At 60.5% G+C, this 26,704-nt stretch carries 26 protein-coding genes, 2 tRNA genes, 5 pseudogenes and 1 other annotated feature; of the genes and pseudogenes, 13 read left to right on the top strand and 20 right to left on the bottom strand.

The genetic code is table 11. The features are described 5' to 3' along the window. Window positions 1–21 precede the first annotated feature (21 nt). Complete coding sequence (locus PSV38_RS06250) at window positions 22–846, top strand: class III extradiol ring-cleavage dioxygenase (protein WP_300545967.1); 825 nt, start codon at window positions 22–24, stop codon at window positions 844–846. On the opposite strand, the gene ybaL is transcribed toward PSV38_RS06250, so the two are convergent. The 4 genes from ybaL to PSV38_RS06230 form a co-directional block, all read right to left on the bottom strand. Continuing rightward, window positions 815–2,524: a YbaL family putative K(+) efflux transporter gene (gene ybaL / locus PSV38_RS06245; protein WP_300545966.1), complete on the bottom strand. Its 1,710-nt coding sequence runs from the start codon at window positions 2,522–2,524 to the stop codon at window positions 815–817. The genes PSV38_RS06250 and ybaL overlap by 32 nt on opposite strands. Before the next feature lie 112 nt (window positions 2,525–2,636). Next, entirely contained in the window at window positions 2,637–3,701 is a 1,065-nt protein-coding gene (locus PSV38_RS06240) for a catalase family protein (protein WP_300545965.1), read from the bottom strand. 73 nt (window positions 3,702–3,774) lie between these two features. Further along, window positions 3,775–4,659: an MBL fold metallo-hydrolase gene (locus PSV38_RS06235; RefSeq protein WP_300545964.1), complete on the bottom strand. Its 885-nt coding sequence runs from the start codon at window positions 4,657–4,659 to the stop codon at window positions 3,775–3,777. After that, entirely contained in the window at window positions 4,659–5,225 is a 567-nt protein-coding gene (locus PSV38_RS06230) for a TetR/AcrR family transcriptional regulator (protein WP_300545963.1), read from the bottom strand. The genes PSV38_RS06235 and PSV38_RS06230 overlap by 1 nt, the downstream gene beginning before the upstream one ends. Window positions 5,226–5,335: 110 nt before the next feature. On the opposite strand from PSV38_RS06230, the gene PSV38_RS06225 reads away from it, so the two are divergent. After that, entirely contained in the window at window positions 5,336–6,385 is a 1,050-nt protein-coding gene (locus tag PSV38_RS06225) for an NADP(H)-dependent aldo-keto reductase (protein WP_300545962.1), read from the top strand. An 89-nt stretch (window positions 6,386–6,474) separates the two neighbouring features. On the opposite strand, the pseudogene PSV38_RS06220 reads toward PSV38_RS06225, so the two are convergent. The 6 genes and pseudogenes from PSV38_RS06220 to PSV38_RS06200 form a co-directional block, all read right to left on the bottom strand. Further along, window positions 6,475–7,381: pseudogene (locus tag PSV38_RS06220) on the bottom strand (HEAT repeat domain-containing protein). A gap of 4 nt (window positions 7,382–7,385) precedes the next feature. Continuing rightward, window positions 7,386–7,601: a hypothetical protein gene (locus tag PSV38_RS20420; RefSeq protein WP_366526644.1), complete on the bottom strand. Its 216-nt coding sequence runs from the start codon at window positions 7,599–7,601 to the stop codon at window positions 7,386–7,388. Further along, window positions 7,598–8,020, bottom strand: coding sequence for an ATP-binding cassette domain-containing protein (locus PSV38_RS06215; RefSeq protein WP_366526643.1), 423 nt, complete (start codon window positions 8,018–8,020; stop codon window positions 7,598–7,600). Before PSV38_RS06215 ends, PSV38_RS20420 begins: the two co-directional genes overlap by 4 nt. Next, a pseudogene (locus tag PSV38_RS06210) lies at window positions 8,017–8,322 on the bottom strand (ABC transporter permease subunit); the annotation flags it as partial. The pseudogene PSV38_RS06210 and the gene PSV38_RS06215, both read right to left, overlap by 4 nt. A gap of 78 nt (window positions 8,323–8,400) precedes the next feature. Then, window positions 8,401–8,646 (bottom strand): ferredoxin family protein, encoded by a 246-nt coding sequence (locus tag PSV38_RS06205; protein ID WP_300545960.1) that lies wholly within the window; start codon window positions 8,644–8,646, stop codon window positions 8,401–8,403. A gap of 37 nt (window positions 8,647–8,683) precedes the next feature. Next, window positions 8,684–9,728 (bottom strand): annotated as a pseudogene (locus PSV38_RS06200) (hypothetical protein); the annotation flags it as partial. Window positions 9,729–9,814: 86 nt separating this feature from the next. Between PSV38_RS06200 and PSV38_RS06195 the strand changes: the two are divergent. Next, window positions 9,815–10,192 carry an HU family DNA-binding protein gene (locus PSV38_RS06195; RefSeq protein WP_300545959.1) on the top strand — a complete coding sequence of 126 codons (378 nt, stop codon included), beginning with the start codon at window positions 9,815–9,817 and terminating at the stop codon, window positions 10,190–10,192. A 140-nt stretch (window positions 10,193–10,332) separates the two neighbouring features. Further along, the gene (locus PSV38_RS06190; protein WP_300545957.1) at window positions 10,333–10,551 is read left to right on the top strand and encodes a TOBE domain-containing protein; all 219 of its coding nucleotides are present in this window, start codon (window positions 10,333–10,335) and stop codon (window positions 10,549–10,551) included. Window positions 10,552–10,555: 4 nt separating this feature from the next. Here PSV38_RS06190 and PSV38_RS06185 read toward each other — a convergent pair whose 3' ends face one another. Continuing rightward, entirely contained in the window at window positions 10,556–10,825 is a 270-nt protein-coding gene (locus PSV38_RS06185; protein ID WP_300545956.1) for a cysteine-rich CWC family protein, read from the bottom strand. A gap of 159 nt (window positions 10,826–10,984) precedes the next feature. Between PSV38_RS06185 and PSV38_RS06180 the strand changes: the two genes are divergently transcribed. Beyond that, entirely contained in the window at window positions 10,985–11,242 is a 258-nt protein-coding gene (locus PSV38_RS06180) for a DUF1488 family protein (RefSeq protein WP_230181177.1), read from the top strand. A gap of 252 nt (window positions 11,243–11,494) precedes the next feature. On the opposite strand, the gene PSV38_RS06175 is transcribed toward PSV38_RS06180, so the two are convergent. Then, the gene (locus PSV38_RS06175; protein ID WP_300545955.1) at window positions 11,495–12,760 is read right to left on the bottom strand and encodes a glycerophosphodiester phosphodiesterase family protein; all 1,266 of its coding nucleotides are present in this window, start codon (window positions 12,758–12,760) and stop codon (window positions 11,495–11,497) included. Window positions 12,761–12,922: 162 nt separating this feature from the next. Here PSV38_RS06175 and PSV38_RS06170 point away from each other — a divergent pair, with 162 nt between their 5' ends. The 3 genes from PSV38_RS06170 to PSV38_RS06160 are packed head-to-tail and all read left to right on the top strand — an operon-like array spanning window position 12,923 to window position 15,278. Beyond that, window positions 12,923–13,369, top strand: coding sequence for a hypothetical protein (locus PSV38_RS06170; RefSeq protein WP_300545953.1), 447 nt, complete (start codon window positions 12,923–12,925; stop codon window positions 13,367–13,369). Between the two features lie 38 nt (window positions 13,370–13,407). Then, complete coding sequence (locus PSV38_RS06165; RefSeq protein ID WP_300545952.1) at window positions 13,408–14,493, top strand: M14 family zinc carboxypeptidase; 1,086 nt, start codon at window positions 13,408–13,410, stop codon at window positions 14,491–14,493. Next, a complete protein-coding gene (locus tag PSV38_RS06160; protein ID WP_300545951.1) occupies window positions 14,490–15,278 on the top strand; it encodes an alpha/beta hydrolase in 789 nt (262 codons plus the stop codon). The genes PSV38_RS06165 and PSV38_RS06160 overlap by 4 nt, the downstream gene beginning before the upstream one ends. On the opposite strand, the gene PSV38_RS06155 is transcribed toward PSV38_RS06160, so the two are convergent. After that, window positions 15,267–15,587 (bottom strand): 2Fe-2S iron-sulfur cluster-binding protein, encoded by a 321-nt coding sequence (locus PSV38_RS06155; RefSeq protein ID WP_300545950.1) that lies wholly within the window; start codon window positions 15,585–15,587, stop codon window positions 15,267–15,269. The two genes, PSV38_RS06160 and PSV38_RS06155, sit on opposite strands and share 12 nt — an antisense overlap. Before the next feature lie 67 nt (window positions 15,588–15,654). On the opposite strand from PSV38_RS06155, the gene PSV38_RS06150 reads away from it, so the two are divergent. Beyond that, window positions 15,655–16,821 carry a putative zinc-binding metallopeptidase gene (locus PSV38_RS06150; RefSeq protein WP_300545949.1) on the top strand — a complete coding sequence of 389 codons (1,167 nt, stop codon included), beginning with the start codon at window positions 15,655–15,657 and terminating at the stop codon, window positions 16,819–16,821. A 100-nt stretch (window positions 16,822–16,921) separates the two neighbouring features. Then, window positions 16,922–19,183 (top strand): ATP-binding protein, encoded by a 2,262-nt coding sequence (locus PSV38_RS06145; RefSeq protein WP_300545948.1) that lies wholly within the window; start codon window positions 16,922–16,924, stop codon window positions 19,181–19,183. Window positions 19,184–19,193: 10 nt separating this feature from the next. Here PSV38_RS06145 and PSV38_RS06140 read toward each other — a convergent pair whose 3' ends face one another. Next, window positions 19,194–19,391, bottom strand: coding sequence for a hypothetical protein (locus PSV38_RS06140; RefSeq protein WP_300545947.1), 198 nt, complete (start codon window positions 19,389–19,391; stop codon window positions 19,194–19,196). A 452-nt stretch (window positions 19,392–19,843) separates the two neighbouring features. Between PSV38_RS06140 and PSV38_RS06135 the strand changes: the two genes are divergently transcribed. Next, window positions 19,844–20,170, top strand: a complete 327-nt coding sequence (locus PSV38_RS06135; protein ID WP_300545946.1) for a hypothetical protein — start codon at window positions 19,844–19,846, stop codon at window positions 20,168–20,170. Window positions 20,171–20,189: 19 nt separating this feature from the next. Here the strand turns inward: PSV38_RS06135 and PSV38_RS06130 are convergent, their stop codons facing one another. Then, the gene (locus PSV38_RS06130; RefSeq protein ID WP_300545945.1) at window positions 20,190–21,854 is read right to left on the bottom strand and encodes a methyl-accepting chemotaxis protein; all 1,665 of its coding nucleotides are present in this window, start codon (window positions 21,852–21,854) and stop codon (window positions 20,190–20,192) included. On the opposite strand from PSV38_RS06130, the gene PSV38_RS06125 reads away from it, so the two are divergent. Then, window positions 21,834–22,160 carry a hypothetical protein gene (locus PSV38_RS06125; RefSeq protein ID WP_300545944.1) on the top strand — a complete coding sequence of 109 codons (327 nt, stop codon included), beginning with the start codon at window positions 21,834–21,836 and terminating at the stop codon, window positions 22,158–22,160. The genes PSV38_RS06130 and PSV38_RS06125 overlap by 21 nt on opposite strands. A 238-nt stretch (window positions 22,161–22,398) precedes the next feature. Here the strand turns inward: PSV38_RS06125 and PSV38_RS06120 are convergent. Beyond that, a pseudogene (locus tag PSV38_RS06120) lies at window positions 22,399–22,861 on the bottom strand (transposase); the annotation flags it as partial. Further along, window positions 22,468–22,584 (bottom strand) — a sequence feature (AL1L pseudoknot). Its footprint overlaps the pseudogene before it by 117 nt. A 245-nt stretch (window positions 22,862–23,106) precedes the next feature. On the opposite strand from PSV38_RS06120, the gene PSV38_RS06115 reads away from it, so the two are divergent. Further along, window positions 23,107–23,748, top strand: a complete 642-nt coding sequence (locus tag PSV38_RS06115; protein WP_300545942.1) for an outer membrane beta-barrel protein — start codon at window positions 23,107–23,109, stop codon at window positions 23,746–23,748. A 253-nt stretch (window positions 23,749–24,001) separates the two neighbouring features. On the opposite strand, the pseudogene PSV38_RS06110 reads toward PSV38_RS06115, so the two are convergent. The 4 genes and pseudogenes from PSV38_RS06110 to PSV38_RS06095 all read right to left on the bottom strand — a co-directional run. After that, window positions 24,002–24,214, bottom strand: a pseudogene (locus PSV38_RS06110) (hypothetical protein); the annotation flags it as partial. 254 nt (window positions 24,215–24,468) lie between these two features. Beyond that, a tRNA-His gene (locus tag PSV38_RS06105) sits at window positions 24,469–24,544 on the bottom strand. Window positions 24,545–24,583: 39 nt separating this feature from the next. Continuing rightward, window positions 24,584–26,530 carry a SurA N-terminal domain-containing protein gene (locus PSV38_RS06100; RefSeq protein WP_300545941.1) on the bottom strand — a complete coding sequence of 649 codons (1,947 nt, stop codon included), beginning with the start codon at window positions 26,528–26,530 and terminating at the stop codon, window positions 24,584–24,586. A gap of 97 nt (window positions 26,531–26,627) precedes the next feature. Continuing rightward, window positions 26,628–26,703, bottom strand: a tRNA-Val gene (locus PSV38_RS06095). Window position 26,704: the final 1 nt, after the last annotated feature.

Below are 26,704 nucleotides of genomic sequence, written 5' to 3'. Positions count from 1 at the left end.
GCCTTTTGCAGGACTGTGACCATGGCCAAGCACCGCCTTCCCAGCTATTTCATCTCGCACGGCGGCGGGCCCTGGCCCTGGATGAAGCCTCAGTTGAAGGGTGCGTACGACGAGTTGGAAGCCTCGCTGCAAGCCGTGCCCAGGCAATTGGGCCAGACGCCCAAGGCGGCGCTGGTCATCTCTGGCCACTGGGAGGAGCCTGAATTCACGGTGATGGCCGCGCCACGGCCGCCCATGGTCTACGACTACGCGGACTTTCCGGCGCACACCTACGAGATCACCTACCCCGCGCCAGGCTCACCCGCGCTGGCCGATCAAGTGCAAACGCTGATCAAGGCAGCCGGGATGCCTGCCCGGCTGGACTTGCAGCGGGGCTTCGACCATGGCACCTTCGTGCCTTTGTTCGCCATCTATCCTGAAGCCCAGGTACCCGTGCTTCAGCTGTCCCTGAAAAGCAGCTACGACCCGGCCGAGCACTTGGCCCTGGGCCGCGCCCTGGCCCCTTTGCGGGATGAGGGTGTGCTCATCATCGGCAGTGGTTTGAGTTACCACAACGTGCGCGCCTTTGGTCCGAGCGGCCGAGCAGCGTCCAAGGATTTTGACCACTGGCTGCAAAGCGCCGTGGTTGATTCAAGCCCGGCAGAGCGGTCCCGTCATTTGCTCGATTGGGCGTCGGCACCGGCCGCGCGAATGGCCCACCCGCGCGAAGATCACCTTCTGCCATTGATGGTGGCCGTGGGCGCCGCTGAAAGCGAAAGCGCCCAATGCGTTTACCACGAAGCTGATTTTTTTGGCAACCTCACGGTGTCCAGCTTCATGTTCGGCGAAGGTCGTGTCCCATCCTGAACAGGACGTGGCCCAGCATGGCCTGGGCCAGTTCGTGTTCACCAATGAAGACCTTGCCCACCTCGTCTTGCTCCAGCAAGCGGCCTTCGGCCTCGTTGTGGGTGCGCACCACGACCTCGATGGCCGGGTTCAGGGTGCGGGCGATCTCCACCATCTTGCGCACATTGAAGGAGTCGGGCGTGGCAATGACCAGCATGCCCGCCCGCGCCACGTGAGCCTGAATCAACACCGAGGGGTCGGAGGCATTGCCCCAGACCGCCGGGATGTTCTGCGCACGCAGTTGCTCAACCACTTCGCGGTTTTCTTCGGCCACGACGAAAGGCAGATTGCGGTCCATCAAGGCCTGGGCGATGCGGCTGCCCACGCGGCCATACCCCACCAGAACCACCTGCCCGGTGAGCACCGACTGGGGCACGGACATGGGCAGCTCGGCCAAGGGGTCATCGCGCAATTCGAGGCTGCGCGCAAGGGCCGAACGTGACCGTATCCAGTTTTGCGCCGGCTCGATGGCGGTGAACAGCAGCGAGTTCAATGCGATGGAAATCAAGGCCCCCGCCAGGATCAGGCTGTGCCCCTCAGGCGTCAACAGCTTGAGCGACACCCCCAGCCCAGCGAGGATGAACGAGAACTCACCGATCTGTGCCAGGCTGGCACTGACCGTCAACGCGCTGTTGAGCGGATAGCGAAACGCCAGCACCAGGCCCATGGCCGCGAGGGTCTTGCCCACCATGATGATGGCCACCACCACCAGCACCCTGAGCGGCTCCTGAACCAGCACGCTGGGATCAAACAGCATGCCCACCGAGACAAAGAAGAGCACCGAGAACGCATCACGCAAGGGCAGGGATTCTTCGGCCGCGCGGTGACTGAATTCCGACTCGCGCATCATCATGCCGGCGAAGAAAGCCCCCAGTGCGAAGGACACGTCAAACAATTTGGCCGAGCCATAGGCCACTCCCACTGCCGTGGCCACCACGCACAGCGTGAACAACTCGCGCGAGCCCGTCTTGGCCACCAGCCACAGCACCTTGGGAAACACGCGCCGACCGACCACCAGCATCAACACGATGAACGTGGCCACCTTGCCCAAGGTCAGCCCCAGCGTAAGCCAGACGTTCTGCCCAGCCGCCGCCAGGGGATCGGCCGCACCGCCCAGCATGGGCGCTAACGCGGGCAGCAGCACCAGCACCAGCACCATGACCAGGTCTTCCACCACCAACCAGCCCACGGCAATGCGGCCGTTGACCGACTCCAGCACATTGCGCGCCTCCAGCGCTTTGAGCAACACCACGGTGCTGGCCACCGACAAAGCCAGGCCAAACACCAGCGCCCCGCCCAGACTCCAGCCCCACAACGTGGCCGTGCCCATGCCCAAGGCCGTGGCCACCGTGATCTGGAGAATCGCTCCCGGGATGGCAATGCGTTTGACCGCCAACAGATCGGCCAACGAGAAATGCAGCCCCACGCCCAGCATGAGCAGCATCACGCCGATTTCGGACAACTGGCCGGCCATGTCCATGTCGGCGACAAAACCGGGCGTGGCGGGGCCAATCAAGATGCCGGCCAGCAAATACCCCACCAGCGGAGGCACCTTCATGCGCGATGCGAGGAAGCCAAAAATCAGAGCCAATCCAAAGCCTGTGGCGATGGTGGAGATCAAGCTGACGTTATGGGGCATGCAGATGAACGTCCTGTGTGTGTATATTCATACGGCACAGTCTATCGGCAGTGATTGCTTCGCCCAAGAAAAAAGCCCGCTGAGCGGGCTTTCAGATCAACCAACGCCGAGTTCAGGGCTCGATGCGTGGCTGGCCATTGAGTTGATGGCGCAGTTTGGAGATCTCGAGGTAGACATCTTTGCGCACCCGCGAGATGCCGCCCAAAGGGCGATGCTCGGCAATGGCATGCCAAGGCGTGAAGGAGCGAATCTCGCAGGCTTCGCCTTGCTCAGGCACCTGGGCGCCGATCTGGATCTTGGCCACTGGAATGAAAGGGGACTCTTTTTCCTTCCATTCGATGGTGGGATCTTCGATCGGCATGGTGCTGGGCTTGGCCCGCGTCTGGACCATGAAATCAAAGCAGGCCCCACCCGTGGCCAGTTGCGCGCTCAGGTTATCGCCCAAGCGATCCTTGGTGTCGGAGGTGGTGTTGAACGCACTGCCGGCACAGGGCTTGGCCGAGAACTTCATCTGCTGGGTGCCCAGCTTGGATGGCGTCGTGCTCCAGTACTGCGAGGCCAAGGGGTTGATCACCTTGCGCCCCTGAATGGCCAGCAGGATGCGGGTTTCATGGAAGAGGTGCCCCGCCAACCAACCCGCCGCAGTGAACGCGTTGGTCGACATGGCTTTCTGAAAGACCACGTAGTCGGCGGCATCGCGGATGAAGAACACCGGGCTGTTCATCATCAGGAAGTCTTGCGTGCCAGCGGATTGCTCATCGCTCAGCAACTTCTGCCCACCCACCCCCAAGACCTTGACCGCCATGCCGCGGGCATCACCCGTGTGATCGTCCTGGCTTTGGCCGGAACCATTGGAGTACCGAATCACGGCGTTGTACGAACGGGGGGTGGAGAACAAGCCCTGCGCCAAGGCTGGCGGCAACTGACCCAGCACAGTGAAGGTGGACTGGACACACCCATGCGCCTTGCGGTGCGCATCGCGGAAGGCGTGGCCGTTGGCATCAAAGCCTTTTTGAACCATGGCACGAATGCTGGTCACCATGGCCGCCGTGGCATCCGCCTCGCCAGTGGGGATCAACTCGCCATCAGGCGAAGGGCTTTCCGCGGCCCAAACCTGAGGCGCTGTGGCCAACAAGCAGGCATACAAGACAGATGACAGAACACGGTGGGTGGACATGGATGAGCCTCCGATTTGTTTTTAGACCGTTAAATGAGAAACGATCAGATCTCAGGAGGATAAGCGCTGCCGCTCACTTGACCCATAGGGGAAAGTATCCCAATCCGGCTTGCACCGTGTCGTCATGGGCCGGTACCACCACCAGCGCAGGGTCTTGCCTGACGAGTTCCCGCATTTGCTCGATGGTGTGCTGGGTCTGCTCGCGGTCCTTGTCCACGATCAGGCTGGCCGGCCAGAACTTGGGGCTGCCATCCTTCAAGGCATCGGCCCGCCAGACGGCATCACCGCAAAAGAAGAAGCGCCTGCCCGAATCCACGGTGACGAACATGCCGATGGAACCAGGCGTGTGGCCAAACATGGGCACCAGCACCACCGAACCATCGGCGAACACGTCGATGCTGCGGTCAAAGCCCTTGTGGGGGTTTGGCTTGAACTCCAAGGCCTGCCAGCGGATGCTTTTCAGGGACACCTGCGAGGGCCAGCTGCCGCCCAGGCCGGGGGCGGCGTGCTCCACCACGTTCAACTCTTCGGGCGACGCCCAGACCACAGCTTCTGGAAAGTCACCCAAACCACTGGCATGGTCCCAATGCGCATGGCTGAGGAAGATGCGCTCAATGGGCGGGATGCCCGCTTGGTCCAACTGCGTGCGCACGGGCACCACCGGGTCTTCATACCTGAAGAAAGCCCGGGCCCACCATGGCATGTCTTGCCGATACTGCTTGGCGACCTGGGTACCCAGGCCAGAGTCGAACAAGAAATGCGTCTGGCCATGCTTGACCAGAATGGCGGAGAAATTGCCATCGACCTTGGTGGTGAAGCCGCCGCCCGAGACCATCATGCCCTTGAGCGTGGTGATCTTGCCCGTCTTCACGATGGCGAACTCCACGCCGACTTTGGCTTGCGCCACGGCCGACCAACTGGCCACGGCCAGGGCGAGGGGCAACAAATACTTGAACATCAGAGCGCTCCTTTGGAGGATTGGATCAGGGTGGGAAGGTGGGTTTTGAGGCGGCGCAGGGGATCGCAGGTGTGTTGGGCTCGGGCCAGCAACAAAGCGCCTTCGATCAGCATCAAGAGGTTCTCGGCCAGGAAGGTGGCTTGGCGAATGCCATGGCCGACGAAGTAGGCCTCCAGGCCGTCTTGCCAAAGGCGGTACGCCCGCGCACAGGCATCGCGGATCTCAGGCGTGATGGCGGCCTGCTCCAGCGTGGTGGTGGCCACAGGGCAGCCCTTGGTGTAGTTGGACGACTCCAGCTCCTGGATGAAGAAGTCGATCACGGCAGCGACGGCGGACTCGGCATCTGGGTGGGCCATGCACATCTGCGTCAGAGCCTGCGCGAGTTGGCTGGCGGACTGGTCCAGCGCGGCCACTGCCAACGCCACCTTGCCGCCGGGAAAGTAGTGGTACAGCGAGCCTTTGGGCGCGCCGCTTTCGGCCACGATCTGGTTCAGACCGGTGTGGTGGTATCCGGCGGTTTGCAGCAGGCGCGCGGTGGTGTCGATCAGTCGTTGTCTTGCATTCATGCTGAAATTATAACAACTGGTCTATATATTCAGCAAGACCGGGTGGCAGCAAGGTTGATGGCGGCATGACACCATGCCCCCTCGCAAAACTGGGTCAGCTTGGAGAAGCCATGAAATACCGTGAACTCGGCCGCACCGGCTTGAAAGTCAGCCTCATCGCCTTGGGCACCATGACCTGGGGCGAGCAAAACACCGAGGCCCAAGCCCACGAGCAGTTGGATGTGGCGCTGGATTCAGGCATCAACCTGATCGACACCGCCGAGATGTACCCGGTGCCCCCCAAGCCTCAAACCCAAGGCCTGACTGAGCAGTACATCGGCACTTGGCTGAAGAGGACCGGCCGCCGAGCGGACATCGTGCTGGCCACCAAAGCCGCCGGCCCATCGCACCAGGCCGCGCGGCCTTCTCACATCCGTGGCGGCCGGCTCAACTTCAACCGCGAGAACCTGTTCGAAGCGGTGAACGACAGCTTGAAGCGCTTGCAGACCGACCACATCGACCTGTACCAATTGCATTGGCCAGATCGTCCCACCAACATCTTTGGCCAGCGCAACTATCAGCACATCAAGGACGCGGTGACCGTGCCGATCCTGGAATCGCTTGAGGCGCTGCAGGACCTGGTCAAGGCCGGCAAGATCCGCCACTTTGGCGTGTCCAATGAATCGCCCTGGGGCCTGGGCAAGTTCGTGCACCATGCTGAGACGCGCGACCTGCCCCGCGCCGTCAGCATCCAGAACGCCTACAGCTTGGTCAACCGCAGCTTCGAGACCGGCCTGTCGGAGATGTCATTGCGCGAAGACGTGGGCCTGCTGGCTTATTCACCATTGGCGTTTGGCGTGCTCAGCGGTAAGTACCTGAATGGGCAGCGTCCAGCCGGTGCTCGCCTGACCTTGTTTGACCGCTTCACGCGTTATCAAAGTGAGAACACAGGCCTGGCCACACAAGCCTATGTGGACCTGTTCAAGCAGCATGGGATCGACCCCGCCCAAGGCGCCCTCGCCTTCGTGAACAGCCGCGACTTTGTCACCAGCAACATCATCGGCGCGACCACCCTGGAACAACTGCGCAGCAACATTGCCAGCGTTGCGCTTGATTTGTCGGCCTCGGTGCTTGACGGCATCAATGCCATCCACGATCGCTACCCCAACCCTGCGCCTTGATCGAGGGCTCAGGCCTGAGTCGGTCGATAGCTCCAGCGCGGGATCAGGCGCTCCAGGGTGGAGATGAATTGGCGGAGGTTGGTAGGGTCTTAAGGCTTGGCCGCCTCGATCTGAGACACCGCCAATCTGGCCACCTTGCGCACCTCCGGGTCGGGGTCGGTCAAGGCGCCCTCTAGCGCAGGCAAGGCCGAGCAATCGCGGATCTAGCCCAAGGCAATGACCGACTCCTTGCGCAGGTTGACGATGCTGTGCGACAGCAAAGCCGCCACGGCAGGCACGGCCTGGGCCACGCGAAATTGGCCCAGCGCGCGAACCGCACGCTGGCGCACCTGCCAGTAGGCATCGTCCAAGGCCCCGATCAACGCGTCCACCGCGCCAGCCAGCGTCAGCTTGCCCAAGGTGGTCGCGGCTTCTTCACGAACCTGCCAGGCGGCGTCGGCCAGCGCGGCCAGCAAGGCGGGCAAAACACGGTCGTCTGGCGAGTAGCCCAGGGCACCCACCGCAGCGTGGCGCACTTCGGCCTGCGCATCATGCTGGGCGATCCAGGCCAGGCCGTTCAAGGCCGCTTCCCTCCAGGCTCTGCAGGGCTGGGGCGTAGCTCTCGGGCGCACGCAGTTCGCGCAGGGCCCGCAAGGCACTGGCGCGCACAAACGCATCGGTGTGCTTCACCGCAGGCAACAAGCAGGCGCCAGCGCTCACCAGCTTCAGCTCGCTCAGGCTGTGGGCGGCGGCCTCGCGCACGTCCTGCACCGGGTCTTCCAAGGTTTGCACCAAGGCGTGCACCGTCGCTTCCTGCTCCCAATAGGCCAGGCGTTCGGCGGCCTCGGCGCGCACCTCAGCGTCCGGGTCCTTCAGAGACTGCAATAGCCAGGGCACCAGGTTTTCATCCTCCAGTTCGGCCACCTCAATCAAGGCCAGACGGCGGATGGTGGCGTCGTCGCTGGTCAGGCGGACCTGCAGATCGGCGTTTGAAAAATTCCGCAACGGCAGGTTCATGGCATCAGACAGCGAAACGGAGTCGCTCGGCGGAAAGTTCAGGGGCCATGCCCAAGGGACTGAGTCGGTCCAGGGGCAAGGTCGTGTCGGGGTGGCGCAGCAAATCCAGGCAATGTCGCTTGAGCCGCGAAAACGCCGGAGTGGTCAGTACCTCGTGCTGGCGAGGGCGGTGTTCGCTCAGGTTCAACTCTTCAATGATGCGGCCAGGGCGTGGACTCATGACCAGGATGCGGTCGGCCAGGAACAAGGCTTCCCTTCAAAGCCCGCCAGTCCGACCTGTTCCAGCAAGTCATGGGTTTGCTGATGCCGCTCTGCCTTGGCGATGCCCCGCATTTTCAGACCGTAGGCCACGTTGTCCAGCACGCTTAACCAAGGAAACAAGGTGTGGTGCTGAAAGACCAGGCCGCGCTCCGGGCTCGGGCCATGGATGGCTTGTCCGGCCAGGCGCAAGGCACCCTGGGTGGCCTCCAGATGCCCGGCCAAAGCGCCCAGCAGGGTGGACTTGCCACAGCCCGACGGGCCCAGCAGGCACACGAACTCACCGGCCGCCACCGACAGCGAAATATCCTGCAAAGCCAGAAAGCGCTGACTGCCCTGCCCCAGGTACAGCGAGACGTGGTCGATGTCCAATGGGCTCATGACTTGCCTCCTTCAGGCCGGTACCAGGGCATCAGCCAGGCGCCAGTGCGGCGGATCAGCGCGCTGCTGCCCATGCCCAGCACGCCGATCAACAGCATGCCCACGATGATGTTGGCGTAGTTCTGCACGGTGTAGGACTCCCAGGTGTAGTAGCCGATGCCGTACTGCCCGGAGATCATCTCGGCCGTGACCAGGCAGAACCAGCAGGTGCCCATGCCGATGGACAGGCCCGTGACGATGTTGGGCGCGGCCGAGGGCAGGATCACTTGCGTGAACAAGCGCCAGGGCCCCGTGCCCAGGCTGCAGCGGCCAGGGCGATCAAGGCCAACAGGGGTTTGCGAAAGAAAGTCATGACGTCAAAATCCTCTGAAAAAACAAGTTCAACGCAACAGATAAGGGATGGCGACCTTGATGGCGCCGGTGGGGCAGTCTTTTTCGCAAGGCATGCAGTACCAGCACTCGTCGTGCTTCATGTAGGCCTTGTGGGTCGCCGGGTCGATGGCCAGGATGTCCATCGGGCAAACGTCAACGCACACGGTGCAGCCTTTGTGGGCAATGCACAGCTCCTCATCGACGGTCACGGCGGCATCGCTCATCTCGGCGATTTGTCTTGGGGTGAACGCCATGTTCTTTGTCCTTTTCAATGCGCGGTTGTGCGAAAACTCAAGCCGCCAGGGGCTGCGTGATTCGCAGCTTTTCGTAAGCTGTTTTTTCCTCGTCGTCCAGCGGCAGGATGTAGGGCTCAATGGCCCGCTTGGCGCTGCTCATCTCGCCATTGGCGCCCTTCATCAAGTGAGCGTGGCAGAACCAGTCGGCATCGTTGCGCTGAGGGTAGTCAACCCGCATGTGGTACAGGCCCCAGCGGCTTTCGGTGAGGAACAGCGAGGCGCGAGCCGCCATCTCGGCGCCATCTCGGATCACCGAGACCTCGGCAGCGCGCATCAGCTCGTGCGCATCGCGTGCATGAAGGCTCGACAGGTCTTCCTTGATTTCGTCGAAGCGCTGCAGGCCGATCTCCATCTTGCGTGTCACCTTGGGCGGCTGCAGATAGTCGTTGACCATGCGGCGCAGCTTGTATTCCACCTGCAAGGGCGGCAGGCCGCTGTCTCGCTTCAGGGGTGCGTAAATGCGTTCCCGCTCTCGCTCGATCTGGCCAGCGTCGAGTGCCTTGAAATCGTTTTCAGCGATGTAGTCGGCCGCGTTGTGCCCTGCGAACCAGCCATAGGTGAAGGCGCCCAGCATGTAGTTGTGGGGCACGGCGGCCATGTCACCCGCGGCATACAGGCCTTTCACCGTGGTCTCGGCACGCTCGTTCACGTACACGCCCGAGGCGCTGTGGCCACTGCAAAAGCCAATCTCCGAGATGTGCATTTCGATCATCGTCGGCCGTGAGCAGCCGTGTGGCGACAATTCGGTTGGTGATCTCCACACGTGCCCGCTTGAGCTGGCGGTAGAGCACCTTCTTGACATCGTGCCCTTCGGGCATGGGCAGCACATAGGTGTCCATGTGGTGCACCTTCTTCATGGCGTAGTCGCCAGTCGCATCCTTCTCGAACTTCACGCCCCACTGGTCCAGCTGCTCGATGGTGGTGAAACTGTGTTTGGCATAGGCGTACACGGCCGACTGGTTCACGATGCCGTCGTTGGCGACCGTGATCTCCTTGGTGTACTGCTCGGGCGTGGCAAAGCCGGGCACGATGGCATTGTGCTCTTCATCAGATATACGTGGAAATGAGCTAGAGCTTTGGCACAATCACGCTGCCCGCTTTCGGGTGCAACGGATAGAAGCGTCACATGAACAAAACCGAACTGATTCAGCATTTGGCCACCAAACATGAGCTGACCAAGGCCGATGCTGGCCGCGTCCTGGAAACCTTGCTGGACGTGATCGTCGCCACCGTCAAGAAAGGCGACTCCTTGACGATTCCTGGATTCGGCTCCTTCAAGCAACACGCCCGCGCTGCACGCAGCGGCGTCAACCCCAGCACCGGCGCCAAGATCAAGATCGCCGCCGCCAAGCTGCCCAAGTTCACGCCTGGCGCCACTTTCAAGGCTGCCGTGGATCCCAAGGCCGCTGCGCGCAAGGCCGCCAAGGCACCCGCCCCCAAGGCCGCTGCCAAAAAGGCCCCTGCCAAGAAGGCCGCTCCCGCCAAGAAAGCCAAGAAGGCTTGATTGACCTGAGGTGCGGGGCGCGTCACGGGCCCCGCACCTATGCACGCTTCTCAAGCATGCATATGCCAATCGCTTCGTTGTGATCAACCGGCCAGAGTAGATACCCTCAACGCTTCTCACAGCCACAACGAAGACATCCCATGACCATCTCCGCCATCAACGTCCGCAATCAATTTCGCGGCAAAGTGCGAGCCATCATCGACGGCCCCGTGGTCTCCGAAATCGAAGTCGAAACCCCTTCGGGCCTGATCGTTTCTTCCGTCATCACCACCCGTTCGGTCAAACAACTGGGCTTGGTCGAAGGCTCCGACGTGATCGCCCTGGTCAAGTCGACCGAGGTGTCCATCGCCACCCTGTGACGCGCTAGTTATCCACCGAAGGTGTGGACAACCCTGTGGGGAAGCACTGAGCATCAGGGGATTCCCCCAATGCCGCGCTGGGGGTGCCCGCAAATGAGGCACATCGCGCGCAGATGCACACCTTCCCCCGCTGGCCTTCTGGCACCTGCGCCAACAGTTCGGCGCTCAACACGGCCGCGCGACACCAGCAAGGGGCCTCCACGTCCCTGCCTGCAGCCATCGCGCAGGCGTTGAGGCCTCCGCACAGGGGGCATTCGGTTGTAAACGAGGTCATGAATGCACTTTAGCCGAAGGCCGGTGCCTGCGTATCTTTAAGCAACAGGTGTGAGCGTGCTGGCGCAATTGCCCTCGCGGCGCCGTGGGTTCGACGCATCGACTTACAGCTTGGGTTCAAGCAAAGTTAAGGTCGCCACCTTGCTTAATGGAGGTTGACATGGAACAAATGATGCAGGCTTATGCAGGACGCGACGCCGTGATCGTGCGAGTGCCCGTGGGCGGCCGTGGCGTGCGTGTGCTGGTCTCCAGAGAAGCCCTGGAGGAGCGCTTTGCCGCAGGCCCCGCGCCCCAAGACTGGGTATATGCCTACCAGTCTCACGCGGAGGTGATCGACGCCGTGGTGCGCGCCAAGGTGGCCAAAGCCAGTCCAGAGCCGGTAGTCATCTCCAAGCACGACTTCCCCCTGGTGCAGTGACGGTCATTTCAAGTTCGTGATCGCCAACATGACAATCACGAACACAGCGACACCGACATCCACCCACCAGTCTCCCAGCAGGCGATCGAAGACAGACTTCTTTGATTGACGTCTCATGGTGTGAACCCCTTTCACTCGCATGGCGTGGCGCAGAATCAATACTCCATGTGCTTGGTGCTGGCGCTTCGCGGAAGGCGATTGTTCATCCGTTCGAAGCCACTTGCAAATCAATTTCGACGCGAGAAGGGCCTTTCAAAAACCCATGCAGTTGGCGTAATAAGTGACCGTGCCCGGCCAGTCGGAAAACACCCCCTCGACACCCACTTTGCGGGCCAGCACATCCAGAGCCTTGAGCATGTCGCTGTCTTTCTTAATGGCCTTGCCTTCAGGGTCAAACTGGTAGTAACTACCCTGCCCGGCCGCACCCTTGGTCAGGTTCACGCGTTCAAACGACCAGGTGAGGATCCGGAAACCGGCAGCCTTGATGTCCAGCGCATAACTGGACGGTACAAGCTCGTTGACATCGTTCACGGTCAGCAGGGCCCACATCGGTGGCGCGATGATCTGGACGCCCGCTTTTTTCAGCTCGCGCAAACGCTCGTGGCTCATGCGCTCGATCTTGAGCGAGGGCTCAATCGGGTCCAGGTAAACCGCTTGCTTGCCAAACGCAGGCTCCTGCTTGATCCAGTACAGCACATCGTTGATGTTGAAGGACTGCGCATACACCTTGCGTGGATCAACGCCCGCATCCTTGTAGGTGTCGATCAACTTTTGCGCGTACTGCGCCTGGCCGCCAAAGATGGACTGGATGCGAGCGGCATCGCCGTCCTTCAGCTCGGGCGTTTGCGACACGCCCCATTGCTTGATCAAGGCGATGTGCTCTTTCAAAGTCACCACATTGCCAGCGGGGCGGCCGGTGTACAGATCAGTGCGCCAATTGGCGGTGCCGCCCAGGTAGCCAGCGGCCGTGGTGGCAGCCGGATTGCTGGCATCCATCTTGGCCTTCAAGGACTTGAATTCACTCAAGCTGATGTCGCTGGTGCAGCACTTGGGTGCCTGCCCTCCGGGTGCCCAAGGCACCGTGCACGCGGCGTTCAAGGGCGTGTTCACGATGTTGGTGGTGGTGTGCAGATCGCACTCCGAATGGCGGCACACCAGCTCGCCATCCTTGGTGAAGCTCACATCGCACTCGATGATGCCCGCGCCCATCCGGTTCGCGGCCTCGTAAGACTCGCGCGAATGCTCTGGAAATTCCAGCGGCGCCCCCCGGTGGCTGATCGAAAACTGGCTGCGGTAAAACGGCCCGGCCTCGCATTGCTGCAATCGGCTCTTGAGCTTGCCTTCGTCCAGGCCATCCACCAGGTAGAAAGGCCGAACGCCCACCTGCACATTGATTTTTTCGCCATGGCGATGCGGCCTGTCATCGTCAGACCGCCCCCCTGCCCAGGCAGCGCTGCCGACCAAAACCGAAGCGGTCAGAATCGTTGAGCAGATCAAACGGTGGAGCATGGCGTTCATGTGAGCTGGCCCTGATTGGATGGTTTTTGATGCCTGCGTATTCTTGACGTGGCTGCCCGACAACCCTGTGACAGGCCTTGATCATTTCGGCGTCAAATTCACGGTTGACACGGCCTTAATTTATTGTATAAATCGTTTATATCAATTCATCAAGCAGTCATCATGAGCAATACCGAAACCGAGAACGTCAAAACCAAGCCTGAAGCCAAGACCATCAACAAGGCCGCCAAGCCCGCAGCTGCCCCTGCCAAAAAAGTTGCCGCCAAAAAAACACCCAAGGCTGCAGCCCCGGCCCCCATCAGTAAGAAGGCCGTGCCGCGTACCGCCGCCGCCAAGCCCACCGTGGTGGCTGCCACCCCCACCAAGATCAGCAGCCCCGCTAAGGTCAAGCAAAAGCTGGTGCGCGACAGCTTCACCATGCCTCGTGCCGATTTCAGCCTGATCCACTCGCTCAAGGAACGCGCCTTGACCTTTCGCCGGCCCACCAAGAAAAGCGAGTTGTTGCGTGCCGGGCTCCATGCCCTGTCCACCCTGCCTGACGCCAAACTGAAATTGGTGCTGGAAGGCTTGGTCCCGCTGAAAGCGGGCCGCCCCAGGAAAGGCGAATGAGCCGTTTGGCTCATTCCTGAGCCGAGTCAAGTAAGACCATGGCCAAGCTCTTTCGCCTTGACCGCCGCAGCTTCGTCCCCTCCCAAACGCCCCTTCGTTTGACAGGGGACGCCGCGCCTGAGCCTCTCATCGAGCTGGCCGATCTTCAGCGCATCCTCGACGAGGCTGGTCCGCAGGTCGAGGTCAGCCAAGTCTGCGAAGTGCAAGCAGGCCCGCACCATTTCCCGGTGCAGGCCATCACCTTGGGCAACCCCAGCAAGGACGTTCCGGCCGTGGGCTTCTTTGGCGGCGTGCATGGCCTGGAACGCATCGGCTCGCGCGTGGTCATGGCCTATCTGCGCAGCTTGGTCATGCGCTTGAAATGGGACAGCCAACTGCACCGCCAGCTGGAATCCATCCGCCTGGTGTTCATGCCCATCGTCAACCCCGGCGGCTTGTGGGCTGGCACGCGCGCCAATCCCCGTGGCGTGGACCTCATGCGCAACGCCCCGGTGAACGCCAGCGAGCCCGTGCCTTTCATGCTGGGCGGACAGCGCCTCAGCCCTGCCCTGCCCTGGTACCGAGGCGCGGCCGATGCCGCCATGGAAGCTGAAAGCCAAGCCCTGTGCCAAGTTGTCGATCAAGAGCTCCTCAGCCGCCGATTCAGCATCGCCATCGATTGTCATTCCGGCTTTGGCATGGCTGACCGCATCTGGTTCCCGCATGCCCACACCACCAAGCCCATCAAGCACCTGCCAGAGATGCTGGCGCTCAACCAGATTTTCGACCAGGCTTACCCCCACCACCGCTATGTCATCGAGCCGCAAAGCCGACAGTACCTGACCCATGGCGACCTGTGGGACCACCTGTACCTGCGCGCCTGCGCCCAGGAGGACCGTACCCTGTTGCCCCTGACCTTGGAGATGGGCTCCTGGCTTTGGATCAAGAAAAACCCACGCCAGATATTCTCCCGGCAAGGCATCTTCAACCCCCTGGCCGAGCACCGGCAGCAACGCGTGCTGCGGCGACACATGGCCTGGCTGGACTTCATCACCCACGCCGCCAGCAGCCACACCAGTTGGGTGCCCCAGGGCCCGGCGCGTGATGCGCATCGCCAAGCCGCCCACGACCGCTGGTACGGATGACTGGCCCCACCCACAACACGCCAGACACCTGGGTCTTGCTGCGTGGGCTCACGCGTGAACAAAGGCACTGGGGCGGCTTCCCCAAGCTGCTGGCCGACCACATGCCAGGCGCCCGCATCGTGGCCATGGACTTGCCTGGCAACGGCCGCCTGTGCGCCCAAACCAGCCCAGCCACCGTGCCCGAGATGGCCGAGCAATGCCGAGCCGAACTCTCTCGCCAGGGCATCAAGCCGCCCTACCACGTGCTAGCCATGTCGCTGGGCGCCATGGTGACCACCGCCTGGGCGCTCAACCATCCGAATGAGATCGATGGATGCGTGCTGATCAACACCAGCATGCGCCCTTTCAGCCCGTTTTACAGACGCCTGCGGCCACGCAACTACCCTTTGATTCTCAAACTGGCCTTGCTCGGTGGCACCTCCAGGCAGTGGGAAGAAGCCATCCTCAAAATCACCACCCGACACCCGCCTCAGCCTGAACAGCAAGTGCGGGACTGGATCGCCTACCGCGATGAGTGCCCCGTCTCGCGCGACAACGCTTTGCGCCAACTGCTGGCCGCCACGCGCTACACCGCGCCGATGGAAGGCCCATCAACCCGCACCTTGATTTTGACCAGTGTCCAAGATGGCTTGGTCGATCCCCGGTGCTCAAGGCAACTGGCCGCCAGTTGGCAAACCGATTTTGCGGAACACCCCACTGCGGGCCACGACCTGCCCCTGGATGACGGCCCCTGGATGGCCGCGCAAGTCCAGAAGTGGCGCTCGGCCTCCAGATCAAGGCTCTGAAGCGTTCAGGCGTTTGGCCCCAGGCGCCTCCACCACCAAGTCACACACAGGATAGGCCACGCACGGCAGAATGAAGCCATCGCGCTTTTCCTCAAAGCTCAAGCCAGGCCATTCCATGCGGTAAGTCACCCGTCCGCTGATCAGGCGGCACAGGCAGGTCCGGCAGGTGCCATTGCGGCAGGAACGGGTCAGCTCAATGCCGGCGGCGAGTGCGCTGACCAGTAAAGGCTGTTCAGCCGGTACACGCAGGCGCGCGCCCATGGGCTCAATGACCAGTTCATGCCACCCAGTATCACTGACCTCGCCCATTCAACACCCCAAAACACGGGCACGCCATTTGCCCCGCGAAACAATGTAGCGCCCTTGGAAACACAACGTGAACGATACCCTGCCATCCAACCCCACTCAGCGCACTGCCACGGCCTATGAGCCTGTGTCTTCCAGGGCTTACCGCTGCCGTTGCGGGCGCCCTGTATTTTTCCGAAACTCGGTGTGCCTGGCCTGTAATACGCCCTTGGGCTATGAACCCACTCAGGCGCGTGTCATTCCGCTGGACCCGGGCCAGGAAACCAATGTCTTCGTGCCTGCCAACGCACCCGCAGGTCAAGCCGAACAGTACGTGCGCTGCGCCAATTTCGCCAGCGCGGCCGAGTGCAACTGGCTGATCCCGCAATCTCAAGCGGCCAATGGCGTCACACTGTGCCAGGCCTGCCGCCTTAACCGCACCATCCCCGACCTGTCCAATCCCGAGAACCAGGAATTGTGGCGTCGCATCGAAACCGCGAAGAGGCGGTTGGTGTCTCAGCTGATCGCTTTGAAGCTGCCGGTGGCCACCAAGGTGGGTGAGGACCCAGAACGTGGCTTGGCCTACGACTTCCTGCGCTCAAACCCCACCGAACCCCGGGTGCTGACCGGCCACGACTGCGGCCTGATCACCATCAACCTGGAAGAAGCCGACGACCCCACACGCGAGCGAACGCGCAAAAGCATGGGCGAGCCCTACCGCACACTGCTCGGTCACTTTCGCCACGAGGTCGGTCACTATTACTGGGATCGCCTGGTGGACCACACCAACTGGCTGGAGCCCTACCGGGCCCTTTTTGGCGACGAGCGCCAGGACTACGACGAAGCCGTGAAAGCCCATTACCAGAACGGCGCCGCCTTGGGCTGGGGCGTTCATTTCGTCAGCGCTTACGCGTCCACCCACCCCTGGGAAGACTGGGCCGAAACCTGGGCCCACTACCTGCATATGGTCGACACCGCCGACACGGCCGCCAGCTTTGGCATCGACCTCACACAGATCGGCCTGGAGACAGAACCCTTTGGCGTTGACGTACTTTGGAAGCAGGACATGGGCGAAGAAGGGCCGCCGTTTTTAGCCCTGCTCAATGACTGGGTGGGCCTGACGGCCGTGATGAACGAGATGTCACGCAGCATGGGTCAGCCTGATTTTTACCCATTCGTGCTGTCGCGCGAGGTGGTCACCAAGCTGCACTTCATTCACTGCGTGATTCACGGCACGGCCCAAAATACAAGCCACTGACGAAGGCTCATTTTCTCGGGACAAGTTTGGGTCCTTCGGACTAACATGCATTTGGCCACCCAGTCTCGGGCAACGCGTCCGACCAACGGCTCATGTCCAAATGATTCAATTGAACGGGCCCACCCTGTCGCGTTGGCGCATGCGCAGCATCTTCCGCGGTGATGCGTCCAGCCTGATCCCATCATTGACCGGGCTTGTCCTGATCGCGATTTGGGTCGCCACATTCAACTGGACCGCACGCGAACGCGCCTCTGCCGAGCGCAAAGCTCAAATCGCCGCTCAGAACCTGTCAGGCGTCTATCGAGTGCAGATGCTGCGCGCATTGCGCGAGATCGACCTCACCATCAACGTCGTCCGGTACGTCAGCGAGCAAAAAGGCCTGACCCGGGCCTTGGCCAACCTTGAAAGCGAATTGCTGATCCCCACGGCGCTGCTGTTCGTCATCGATGTGGCCGATCACCACGGCGACATTGTGGCCACCAACAACGACAACCGTGGCGAAGTATCGCGCGCGGTCGATCAACCGCACTTTCGGTTCTTCAGCGAGCACACACGACTGGGGGACACGCTCTACGTGGGCCCTGCAGTGCGAGACCCAAGAACCGGCAAGAGCCGAATGACATTTGCACGTCGGCTCACCGATGCCAACAACGCCTTCGCGGGTGTGGTGAGTGTGTCCATCAACCCCGAGTACTTCACCAGCGACTATGAGCCTTCGCGCATGGGGTTGAAAGGCACCTTGGGGGTCCTGGGAGCCCGCGGTGACCTGATCGTGGCGCGCAGCGGCGACAAGATCATCGAAGGCAATGGCACCGGGCCCTTGAAGCATTTGATTCCCGCCACTCCCGAAGACGAAGGCGCCGCCAAGCTCCTGCTCAGCCCCTGGGATGGCATCAAGCGCTACACCGTCTCAGAAAGTTTGAGCATGTTTGGCATCACAACCGTGGTCGGGCTCTCCGAGGAAGAACAACTCGCCTCGTTCCTACCTCGCGAGCAGGCCTACCGATGGCAAGCCACGCTCGTCAGCGCGCTGGTGATCGCGCTGGGCATGCTGTTGCGGCAACTGGCCCGAAGCAGGTCTCGGGTGCTCAAGGCACAGGAAACCTATCTGGCAGCCTCGGAAGCGAGCAGAGACGCCACGTTTGTCCTGCACAGCCTGTGCGATTCAGAAGGCGCGATCAGTGACTTCGCGCTGACCGACACCAACAGTCGTGGCGTGGCCCTGCTGAATCTGAACAAATCGGCCATGTTGGGAAAGCCCATCGGAGCCTTGCTGCCAGACATCCGTGACACCAGTGCATTCAAGGTGCTGTGCCAGGTCGTCAACACTGGCATCGCACATGACCAGGAATGGGAGAACCATGAACCCTCCATCCGAGCCCAATGGCTGCATGCCCAGGTGGTACGCGCTGGCAGCGGTGTGGTGGCCATCGTCCGAGACATCAGCGAACGCAAACGCATTGAAGCCGAGCTGGTGCGCCGCAACAACGAGCTGACTGCGCTGAACCACAAGCTCACGGAAACCCATCAACAGCTGGTGCAATCGGAAAAACTCGCATCCATCGGGCTGCTGGCCGCCGGTGTCGCCCACGAAATCAACAACCCCATCGGCTTCGTGTTGTCCAACATTGGCGCGCTGGACGGGTACTTCAACAGCCTGCTGCAGATGCTGGACACCTATCAGGAAACCGAGAGCCAACTGGCTGACCTGGCCTTGCGAACACGGATCCTCGACTTGAAGGATCAGCTTGAGTTTGACTACATCAAGGACGACATCCCGCTCTTGATGCGCGAAACCAAAGATGGCATTGAACGTGTTCGCAAGATCGTGCAAGACCTCAAAGACTTCTCACACGTCGACAACTCCCAGGAATGGCAGATGGCCAACCTGCACGACGGGATCAATTCGACCCTGAACATGGTGAACAGCGAGGTCAAGTACAAAGCTGAAATCATCAAAGAGTATGGCGACATCCCCCTGGTGGAATGCCTGCCGTCAGAGATCAACCAGGTGGTGATGAATCTGGTCGTCAACGCGGCACATGCCATCGGAGAAACAAGGGGCAAGATCACCGTGCGTACAAGCTCGGGGGACGACTCGGTGTCAATCGAAGTGGAAGACACCGGTTGCGGCATCTCGCCCGATAACCTGGTCAAGATTTTTGACCCCTTCTTCACCACCAAACCTGTGGGCAAAGGCACGGGGCTGGGCCTGTCGTTGTCGTATGGGATTGTTCAGAAACACGCGGGGCAGATGAGCGTGCACAGCGTGGAAGGCGAGGGCACCACTTTCCGCGTCACCCTACCCCTGAAGCAAAGCACCCAAAAAATGGAAGTCATCCCGTCGCCGCAGCCATCCTGATGGTGCTGCCTCACCTGTTGGGGGCCCCTTGTTTGCCCCAAGTATCAACCTCGATCTCAGCCCACTCTTCGGGCGGAATGTGTCCTCGCATGTCCTGCCACAGCTCAGCCGCCACCAAGGTGGCCAGGCGGGGTCGCAACTGGGGGCGCAACTCGGCAATGCGCTGCGCGCAACGCTGAATCCAGGTGTCTTTAAGGTGCGCTTCCATACTGTTATTTTATACAGTATTTTATGCCATCACACCGGATTAGGTTATCTGACCCACATCACCAACAAAGTCCCGGCCAGGGCCAATGCAGCGCTGATGTCGACCACCCAGTCGTCCAACAGACGCAGAAAGAAGGGCTTAGAGGGGGTGCGCTTCATGCTGACACGTCCTTTCTGGCAGTGGTTAGGCACATCCAAGGGACCCAAGGGTGGCCTCGTCATGTGACACAGGGAAGACAGCATCAGGCCTACCATGGATACACCAGGGTTCCGAGCATGGCCATTGTCAATGCGAGGTCCACACCCCAATCAACCCAATCCTGTTCCAACAGCGTTTTCATACTGTAATTTTATACAGCATTCATGAAAGCCATGTGGGGATTGAGGCACAACCCTGCTCAAGTTGAGGGTGACTTGCCACTACCATGGCTCACCCATCTGGAAACCTCGGCCATGACCACAGAAGAACGCATCGATAAGTTAGAAGAGGACATTGCACAGCTGACCGTCCAGAACGGCGAGCTGGTTGCGCTGCTGCAAAACCTGGGGGGCCACCAGCGGATGTACCACGCAGCCATTGAGTCCATCATCATTTCCCACCCCTACCCCCAAGCGCTCAGACCGGTGCTTGAAACGCTGCTGGCGGCAGTCGATGCGGCCATCGTGGCGAGGGCCGAATCCGATGACCACCTGGAAGGTGCCCAGGCCAGTCAGGAATGCCTGATGGCGGCCCTGGATGAGGCAGAGCGTTTGGGTGGGCTTGAAGACGATTCAGCGTGACCTCTTCAAGCAGCCACGATCATCTGACCAGTTGGAATACCGCGACGGCCTGGACCAGCTGCTGCGCTTGTTGGCGCAGGCTCTCGGCAGCTGCGGCCGACTCCTCCACCAACGCTGCGTTTTGCTGAGTGGCTTGGTCCATTTGTGAGACTGCCTGCCCCACCTGCCCCACACCGCTACTTTGTTCTGCATTGGCCAAACTGATGTCGGCCACAATGTCGGTGACCCGGCGAATGGATGTCACGATTTCCTGCATGGTGCGCCCGGCCTGATCCGCCTGTGCAGCACCTTGATCAGTGCGCGCCACACTCTCGGCGATCAACGCGCCGATCTCCTTGGCGGCTGTGGCCGAGCGCTGGGCCAATGTGCGCACTTCGCTAGCGACCACGGCAAATCCCCGGCCTTGCTCTCCTGCCCGCGCCGCTTCAACCGCGGCATTCAGCGCCAGGATGTTGGTCTGGAAGGCAATGCCGTCAATGACGGCAGTGATGTCGGCAATCTGGCGCGAGCTCGTGTTGATGCCCCTCATGGTCTGAACCACCTCGCGCACCACGTCCCCGCCTTTGGCTGCCACCGTGGAGGCATCCTGTGCCAGCTGATTGGCTTGCGCTGCATTGTCGGCATTGTTCTTCACGGTGCTACCCAGCTCATCCATGGTCGCGGCAGTCTGCTGCAGCGCGCTCGCCTGCTGCTCGGTGCGTTGGCTCAGATCCTGGTTGCCCTGGGCGATCTGCGCGCTGGCGGTTGCCACGCTTTCTGCATTGCCACGGACAGTGCTCACCACCTGGGTCAGCGATATCTGCATTTGGCGTATAGCCGCCATGACACTGTGATCGTCGCCTTGGGCCAGTTCAATCGGGGACGACAGATCGCCTTTCGACACATTGCGCGCGACCGCCCGCAACTCGAAGGGTTCGGCACCAAGCTCACGCCTGATGGAATGTCCAGTCCGCAAAGCAAAAGCGGCGGCCACCATGAACAACAGCACCACCGGCAACATGGCCACCATGGCGCTGTTGCGTGCATCGGCAGCATTCTGCTCGGATGATTCTTTCAGCAAGGCCATGGCTTGCCACAGCGTCTCGTACATGGCGTCAATGACCTTGGTGGTCTCGGCAAAATACGCCGCGCTTGGATAGCTGGGCACCGCAGGTTGCAAGACGTGCGTCTGCGCCAGGCCAATGCCCGTTTGAGCCAGCTCGTTGAGCCTCTTCGCCACCTCATCAATGCGACCACGCGACTGCGCATGCGCCGTCGCGCCTTTCTCAAAGGTCAACAGCATGTCTTCATAGGCGCTGCGCATGCGAATCTGCAAGGCCTCAAAGCGCGCCTTGTCGGCAGGATCAAGTGCCTGCTTGGTGGACAGCAAGTTGGCGCCGCGCGCTCTCGTCTGGCCCATCATTTCAATCATGCCTGGGGCGTTTGACAGGGTGCCAAGTGTCAAGAAATAGACCGATGGTTCTGCGCTCAAGGACAGCCCCCAATGGTCTCCGACCTCACCCAGCGTTCTCAGCATGCTGGCCAGCATTGCGGTGTGGCGCGCGGAAGACTCGGGGCCGGTGATGCGCTTGTCGGCCACCGCCTGGCTGACTTCTTGCCACTTCTTCATGTCGAGCTTCCAGGCGGCGCCCAATCGCGATGCCTGAGCTTCATCGGCTGTCACATGCGCAGCAAATGCAGCCATGGCCTTCTCAATCTCGGCCTGTTTGGCAACGCGTTTGGGCGCAGCACCCTCATCCCCGCCCAACAAGACTGCCGACAAACCACGGTGCTGCTGCACGACACGAATCACTTCCAGCAGAGCAAGCGCTGGAGCCATCCCGGTGACCTCGCGCTGGGCGATGCGTACCTCATTGATGTACCGCCAACTCAACAACCCGGCAGGAATGGATATCGCCAGCGCGCAGATCGTGAGCAGCAACGCAAACCGACCGCGGATCGTCAGTGCTTTTTTGATCATTCAGTACTTTCGGTAGATCGTTGTTATTGAGTGGCTTGCAACGCATCAATGCAGCGCGTGCTCAGGCTATCCCTGGATGCCATTGCAATATCGACCGAAATACCGTGTTTGTTGAGTGCACATTCGTGCACTCAGGGACCCCAATCCCAACAGAGTTCATCCCGAACCCTTAAGGCGAAACGGTCACGGCTCCATCCGCCTATCACGCATGCCATGGGTTGAAGACAGCCGCACCTGAGGCCTCGAAGGAGCTGGTGTCTCGGGTGTCATCGCTTTTGGCTCTGTCACAGCGCTTGCTTGGATCGCGTTGTTGGGCCGCATAGCGGCGGTATCCCGAAGGGGCCATCTGCAATACCTTGCAGATCGGCTCGACCCCGTGGGTGGCGCGATGTTGGTCAATGAAATCCTTCAAGACTTGAGTCGGCGGTCGAGCTTCGCCTGGGCGAAAAAAGCGCTGGCCAGCTTGAGGATCTCGTTGGCCCGGCGCAGCTCCTTGACCTCGCGCTCCAGCTCATTCACGCGTTGCGCCTCGGCCGTGGTCACCCCATCGCGGGAGCCGTTGTTGATCTCGTGCTGCTGAACCCAGCCAAGCAGGGTCTGTGGAACGCAGCCGATCTTCGGTGCAATCGACTCGACTGCGGCCCACAACGAGGGGTACTCGCCGCGATCTCCTGCACCATGCGCACTGCTCGCTCATGGACTTCGGGTGAGAACTTGTTTGACTTCTTCATGGCTCCATCTTCTCAAAGGTTGGAGCCTCCTCAAAACCCGGGGCGATTCATAGGAGCACGTTGCCCAATGTCAACTCATTCCTAAAAATCGAGAACATCAACGGGGAGTTAAAGTGCAAGAAGCGCACGAAGAGCCCCCCACGGAGTGCTGATAAGACATCCCTCTGACCACGGGATGGCGCATCCAAAATTCCCCTAATAAAATCCCAGCGGTCGATTTCCGATATCAACATTCAGGGACCGCTTTGAAGACAATCATTTCTGCTGCACTGCTGGTGCTGGCCAATACCAGCGCCTTTGCCGTTGACATTTATGGGGCATTCCCAACGAATTCACCCGAAATAACACACCGGGGCGAACAAGGCTTTCAACTGTATGGCGGGGCTACCTTCGGAGCCTCCCACCTGGCGACCAACTGCGTCGTCATCGGCGCGGATTCATACACTTGCGAGCCCAACGACACCGGCTTCAAGGTCTATAGCGGGTTCAACATCACGTCCGATATCGCTGTAGAGCTTGGATACATCGGGTTTGGCAGCGCCACAATCAAGGGTACCGTTAGCGGCATCCCATTTAAGGGCGCTCAAGAGTCAAACGCCTTGGTATTGAATGGCGCTTGGCGCTTCGACATGACACCCAAGTTCAGTGGTGTCGTGCGTGTGGGCCTTGCCAGCGTCGATTCCAAGGTGTCTGCAAGTGCAAACGTACCAGGAGCCTACGCTTCGGCTTCTGACACGAAGATTGCACCCTATGCGGGCTTCGGTCTGGAATACGCCTTGGCAACCAAGCTAAGGGCTGTGGCCGCTCTGGACGTCACCACCAGTGATATCCAAGGTGACAAGTCAACGGTAGGTTTGCTGTCGATTGGCGCTCAGTACGGGTTCTGATTCAAGAATCAAAGGGTGTCCACGAAAACCAGATGGAGTGCCCTTTGAGTTCTGCCGCAAGTCCTGCCCCTTGAGGCGTCCTTGACCTTGCCCCTGAATTCCGTATCCCATAACCGAGAGCATGAGTTGGCTTGCTTGGATTGAGCGGCAAGCCAGTTTTACTCGAACTGCATCGGGCTGACATAGGCCAGCGTCCAGTGCATCCAGGTGCTGTTGTACCGTAAGCGTCCAGCAAACACATGTTGACATCCCGTCAACATGTGTTTGCTGGACGCTTACCCTTATTTCGCTGCAGGCCCAGGTCAATGGCACCGTCCGGACTTTGAATCCGGGCTTCCACCACGTCTCCGGCCTTGAGGTATTGCTCGCGGCCCTCTTGCGCTTTGTTGAACATTGCCCACGTCGCGGCCTCTGGTAGCAAGGCGCCCATGCGTTGCTTGAATGGCGATGGCACCAACAAGGCGCAGCATGGCCGCATACACCGGTTGAGCTGGGGCTCGTACAGGTCGGGCTTGAGCATGCCCTCTTTGAGGTTGTCGAGCAACATAGGGGAACAAAGCTCCACATTGCCGGGACACCACCGGTTGTTCCCCGATATGTTCCCCTCTTTTTAGCGGGATGCAATGACACGGCATGAGCCGTCAAGGCATAAAAAAACCCCTAAGTCATTGATTTACTTAGGGGTTTTTGGCGTTTGTGGGCCGGTATGAATTGTTTCAATGGGGTGGCTGATGGGGCTCGAACCCACGACAACAGGAATCACAATCCTGGACTCTACCAACTGAGCTACAGCCACCACTGGAAAGAACGAGATTATAGCGTCAAAAAGAACAAATCAGGAGGCCGATGCGGTTTTTTGCGCATCGCCCGCTTTGGCGCCCTCTTCCATCAACTTCTTGCCGCCATTCAGGTACTCGACCTTGTACTTCTGCTTGAGAGAGTTGAAATAGGCGTCAGCCTCGGCCTTGCCCCAGTACCCGGCGAACTGACCCTCAGTTTCTTGCAATTCCTGGGGCGTGATCTGCAATGGCAACACTTTGTTGATCTTCAACAAAGCAGAACCCTCGTTGCCGATGTCCACCACCACCCAGGCCGGCAATTGCTTGTCGGGGACGCGCAATGCGGCATCCAGCACAGCGGGCGGTTGAGAGAACACCAAACGACGAGACATCTGCACCGGCGCAGGCAGCTGGGCCTTGTCAGGCGACTGCTTCCACAAGGCGAGCTTTTGGTCGGCGTCTTGACGCGCCGCCTTGAAGGACTCCGCGGCGATCCAGCGCTCACGAACCTGGGCTTGCACCGACTCGAAGGCAGGCTTGCTGGCAGGTGTGTACTTCACGATGCGGGCTGAGACCAACTTGTTGGGGCCGACTTCAATGGCTTCGGTGTTGCGGCTTTTTGCCCGGTTGGTCGAGTCAAACACGGCTTCCAGCAAACGTGGGTTGCTCAGCAGGCCCTGGTCTTTGGTGCCAGGGATGCGCAAAACGTCCACGGCCGTTTGCACGATCAACTTCAGGTCGTCGGCCACGGGTTTCAGGCTGTCGGGTTGCTCGTAGACCTTGTTGGTGAAGCTCTCGGCGGCCTCGGCGTACTGACGCTGTGCCAATTGCTTGCGCGCATCGTCTTCGATTTGGGCGCGAACGGCCTCGAAAGGCAGCGGTTGACCGCCGCGCAGGCCCGTCACGGTGACGATGTGATAGCCGTAGTCGGTCTCAACCACGCTGCTGATCTCACCTTGCTTGAGGCTGAAAGCCGCGTCTTCAAAGGGCTTGGCCATGGCGCCACGGCCAAAGAAATCCAGGTCGCCACCGTTGACGGCGGAGCCGGGGTCGTCGGAGTTTTTCTTGGCCAGTTCGGCAAACTGTGCCGGGTCTTTCTTGAGCTGAGCCAACAGTTGCTCAGCCTTGGCTTGAGCGGCCTGCTTTTGCGCTGCCGGTGCGCTCTTTTCGGCCTTGATCAGGATGTGGCTGGCCCGGCGCTCTTCAGGCTGAGTGAAGCGGGTGATGTTTTCCTGATAGGAGCGGCGCAGCTCTTCTTCGGGCACCGAGACGCCCTTCTTGAGCGTGTCCAAGTCCAACACCACATACTGCACGTCGGCTTTTTCAGGAACCATGAAGTCCTTGGTGTTGGCCGGGCTGTTGTAAAACGCCTTGAGCTGGTCGGCCGTGGGATTGAGTTGGGCCGCGTAACTCTTGGGTTCGAACTTCAACCATTGCACTTCGCGGACCTGGAACAAGGCTTCAACCGCCTCGCGGTTGGACACTGTTGAGGTCAGGCCTGTGCCTGCCACGCCCCCCAGGACCTGGTTCACCGACATGTCCAGACGCAGGCGCTCTGCAAACTGGGCTGCGGTCATGCCTTGGGCTTGAAGCAGATCCTTGTTCAGCGAGCCATCGGGGTTGCGCAAGAAAGCGTACTGCTGATCGGTAGCAAACATGCGCACCAGGCGCGCATCAGCGGCGGTCAGGTGCAGATCACGGGCGGCCACGCTGAGCACATATTCGCGCACCAGCGATTCGAGAACCTGCTTCTTGAATTCAGGCTTGTCAAAGGCGCTGGGGTCGGCATCGGGCTGCTGGGAACGCACGCGCTCAACCATGCGGCGATGGGCTTGATCCCACTCGGTCTGAGTGATGTCTTTGCCGGCCACCTTGGCCACGATGCCATCCTCGTCCATGAACTTTGAATAGCTCTCAAAGCCGACGAGGACAAAGGAAGGCACGATCAGCAACACCAGAAGGCCTTGCATGACACGGGTGTGCTTGCGAACGAAATCAAACATGAGAGGGCTACGGCCGAGGCCGGGTCACAGGGTTCAGGAAAACCAGATGTCAAACGAGACAAAGGCGAACCGTGGTCCGCCTTTGCATCGCTATCGATGGTGGGTGCTGACGGGGTCGAACCGCCGACCTACGCCGTGTAAAGGCGCCGCTCTGCCAACTGAGCTAAGCACCCA

The sequence above is a fragment of the Aquabacterium sp. genome (assembly GCF_029946005.1).
Classification (GTDB): Bacteria; Pseudomonadota; Gammaproteobacteria; order Burkholderiales; family Burkholderiaceae_C; genus Aquabacterium.
This window is presented reverse-complemented; position numbering and strand designations above follow the sequence as displayed.

What these genes read in the sequence shown, in the direction of transcription:
- PSV38_RS06250 (WP_300545967.1), top strand. Translation starts at nt 22, where the DNA reads ATGGCCAAGCACCGCCTTCCCAGCTATTTCATCTCGCACGGCGGCGGG.
- ybaL (WP_300545966.1), bottom strand. Translation starts at nt 2,524, where the DNA reads ATGCCCCATAACGTCAGCTTGATCTCCACCATCGCCACAGGCTTTGGA.
- PSV38_RS06240 (WP_300545965.1), bottom strand. Translation starts at nt 3,701, where the DNA reads ATGTCCACCCACCGTGTTCTGTCATCTGTCTTGTATGCCTGCTTGTTG.
- PSV38_RS06235 (WP_300545964.1), bottom strand. Translation starts at nt 4,659, where the DNA reads ATGTTCAAGTATTTGTTGCCCCTCGCCCTGGCCGTGGCCAGTTGGTCG.
- PSV38_RS06230 (WP_300545963.1), bottom strand. Translation starts at nt 5,225, where the DNA reads ATGAATGCAAGACAACGACTGATCGACACCACCGCGCGCCTGCTGCAA.
- PSV38_RS06225 (WP_300545962.1), top strand. Translation starts at nt 5,336, where the DNA reads ATGAAATACCGTGAACTCGGCCGCACCGGCTTGAAAGTCAGCCTCATC.
- PSV38_RS20420 (WP_366526644.1), bottom strand. Translation starts at nt 7,601, where the DNA reads ATGAGTCCACGCCCTGGCCGCATCATTGAAGAGTTGAACCTGAGCGAA.
- PSV38_RS06215 (WP_366526643.1), bottom strand. Translation starts at nt 8,020, where the DNA reads ATGAGCCCATTGGACATCGACCACGTCTCGCTGTACCTGGGGCAGGGC.
- PSV38_RS06205 (WP_300545960.1), bottom strand. Translation starts at nt 8,646, where the DNA reads ATGGCGTTCACCCCAAGACAAATCGCCGAGATGAGCGATGCCGCCGTG.
- PSV38_RS06195 (WP_300545959.1), top strand. Translation starts at nt 9,815, where the DNA reads ATGAACAAAACCGAACTGATTCAGCATTTGGCCACCAAACATGAGCTG.
- PSV38_RS06190 (WP_300545957.1), top strand. Translation starts at nt 10,333, where the DNA reads ATGACCATCTCCGCCATCAACGTCCGCAATCAATTTCGCGGCAAAGTG.
- PSV38_RS06185 (WP_300545956.1), bottom strand. Translation starts at nt 10,825, where the DNA reads ATGACCTCGTTTACAACCGAATGCCCCCTGTGCGGAGGCCTCAACGCC.
- PSV38_RS06180 (WP_230181177.1), top strand. Translation starts at nt 10,985, where the DNA reads ATGGAACAAATGATGCAGGCTTATGCAGGACGCGACGCCGTGATCGTG.
- PSV38_RS06175 (WP_300545955.1), bottom strand. Translation starts at nt 12,760, where the DNA reads ATGAACGCCATGCTCCACCGTTTGATCTGCTCAACGATTCTGACCGCT.
- PSV38_RS06170 (WP_300545953.1), top strand. Translation starts at nt 12,923, where the DNA reads ATGAGCAATACCGAAACCGAGAACGTCAAAACCAAGCCTGAAGCCAAG.
- PSV38_RS06165 (WP_300545952.1), top strand. Translation starts at nt 13,408, where the DNA reads ATGGCCAAGCTCTTTCGCCTTGACCGCCGCAGCTTCGTCCCCTCCCAA.
- PSV38_RS06160 (WP_300545951.1), top strand. Translation starts at nt 14,490, where the DNA reads ATGACTGGCCCCACCCACAACACGCCAGACACCTGGGTCTTGCTGCGT.
- PSV38_RS06155 (WP_300545950.1), bottom strand. Translation starts at nt 15,587, where the DNA reads ATGGGCGAGGTCAGTGATACTGGGTGGCATGAACTGGTCATTGAGCCC.
- PSV38_RS06145 (WP_300545948.1), top strand. Translation starts at nt 16,922, where the DNA reads ATGATTCAATTGAACGGGCCCACCCTGTCGCGTTGGCGCATGCGCAGC.
- PSV38_RS06140 (WP_300545947.1), bottom strand. Translation starts at nt 19,391, where the DNA reads ATGGAAGCGCACCTTAAAGACACCTGGATTCAGCGTTGCGCGCAGCGC.
- PSV38_RS06135 (WP_300545946.1), top strand. Translation starts at nt 19,844, where the DNA reads ATGACCACAGAAGAACGCATCGATAAGTTAGAAGAGGACATTGCACAG.
- PSV38_RS06125 (WP_300545944.1), top strand. Translation starts at nt 21,834, where the DNA reads ATGCGCAGCAAATGCAGCCATGGCCTTCTCAATCTCGGCCTGTTTGGC.
- PSV38_RS06130 (WP_300545945.1), bottom strand. Translation starts at nt 21,854, where the DNA reads ATGGCTGCATTTGCTGCGCATGTGACAGCCGATGAAGCTCAGGCATCG.
- PSV38_RS06100 (WP_300545941.1), bottom strand. Translation starts at nt 26,530, where the DNA reads ATGTTTGATTTCGTTCGCAAGCACACCCGTGTCATGCAAGGCCTTCTG.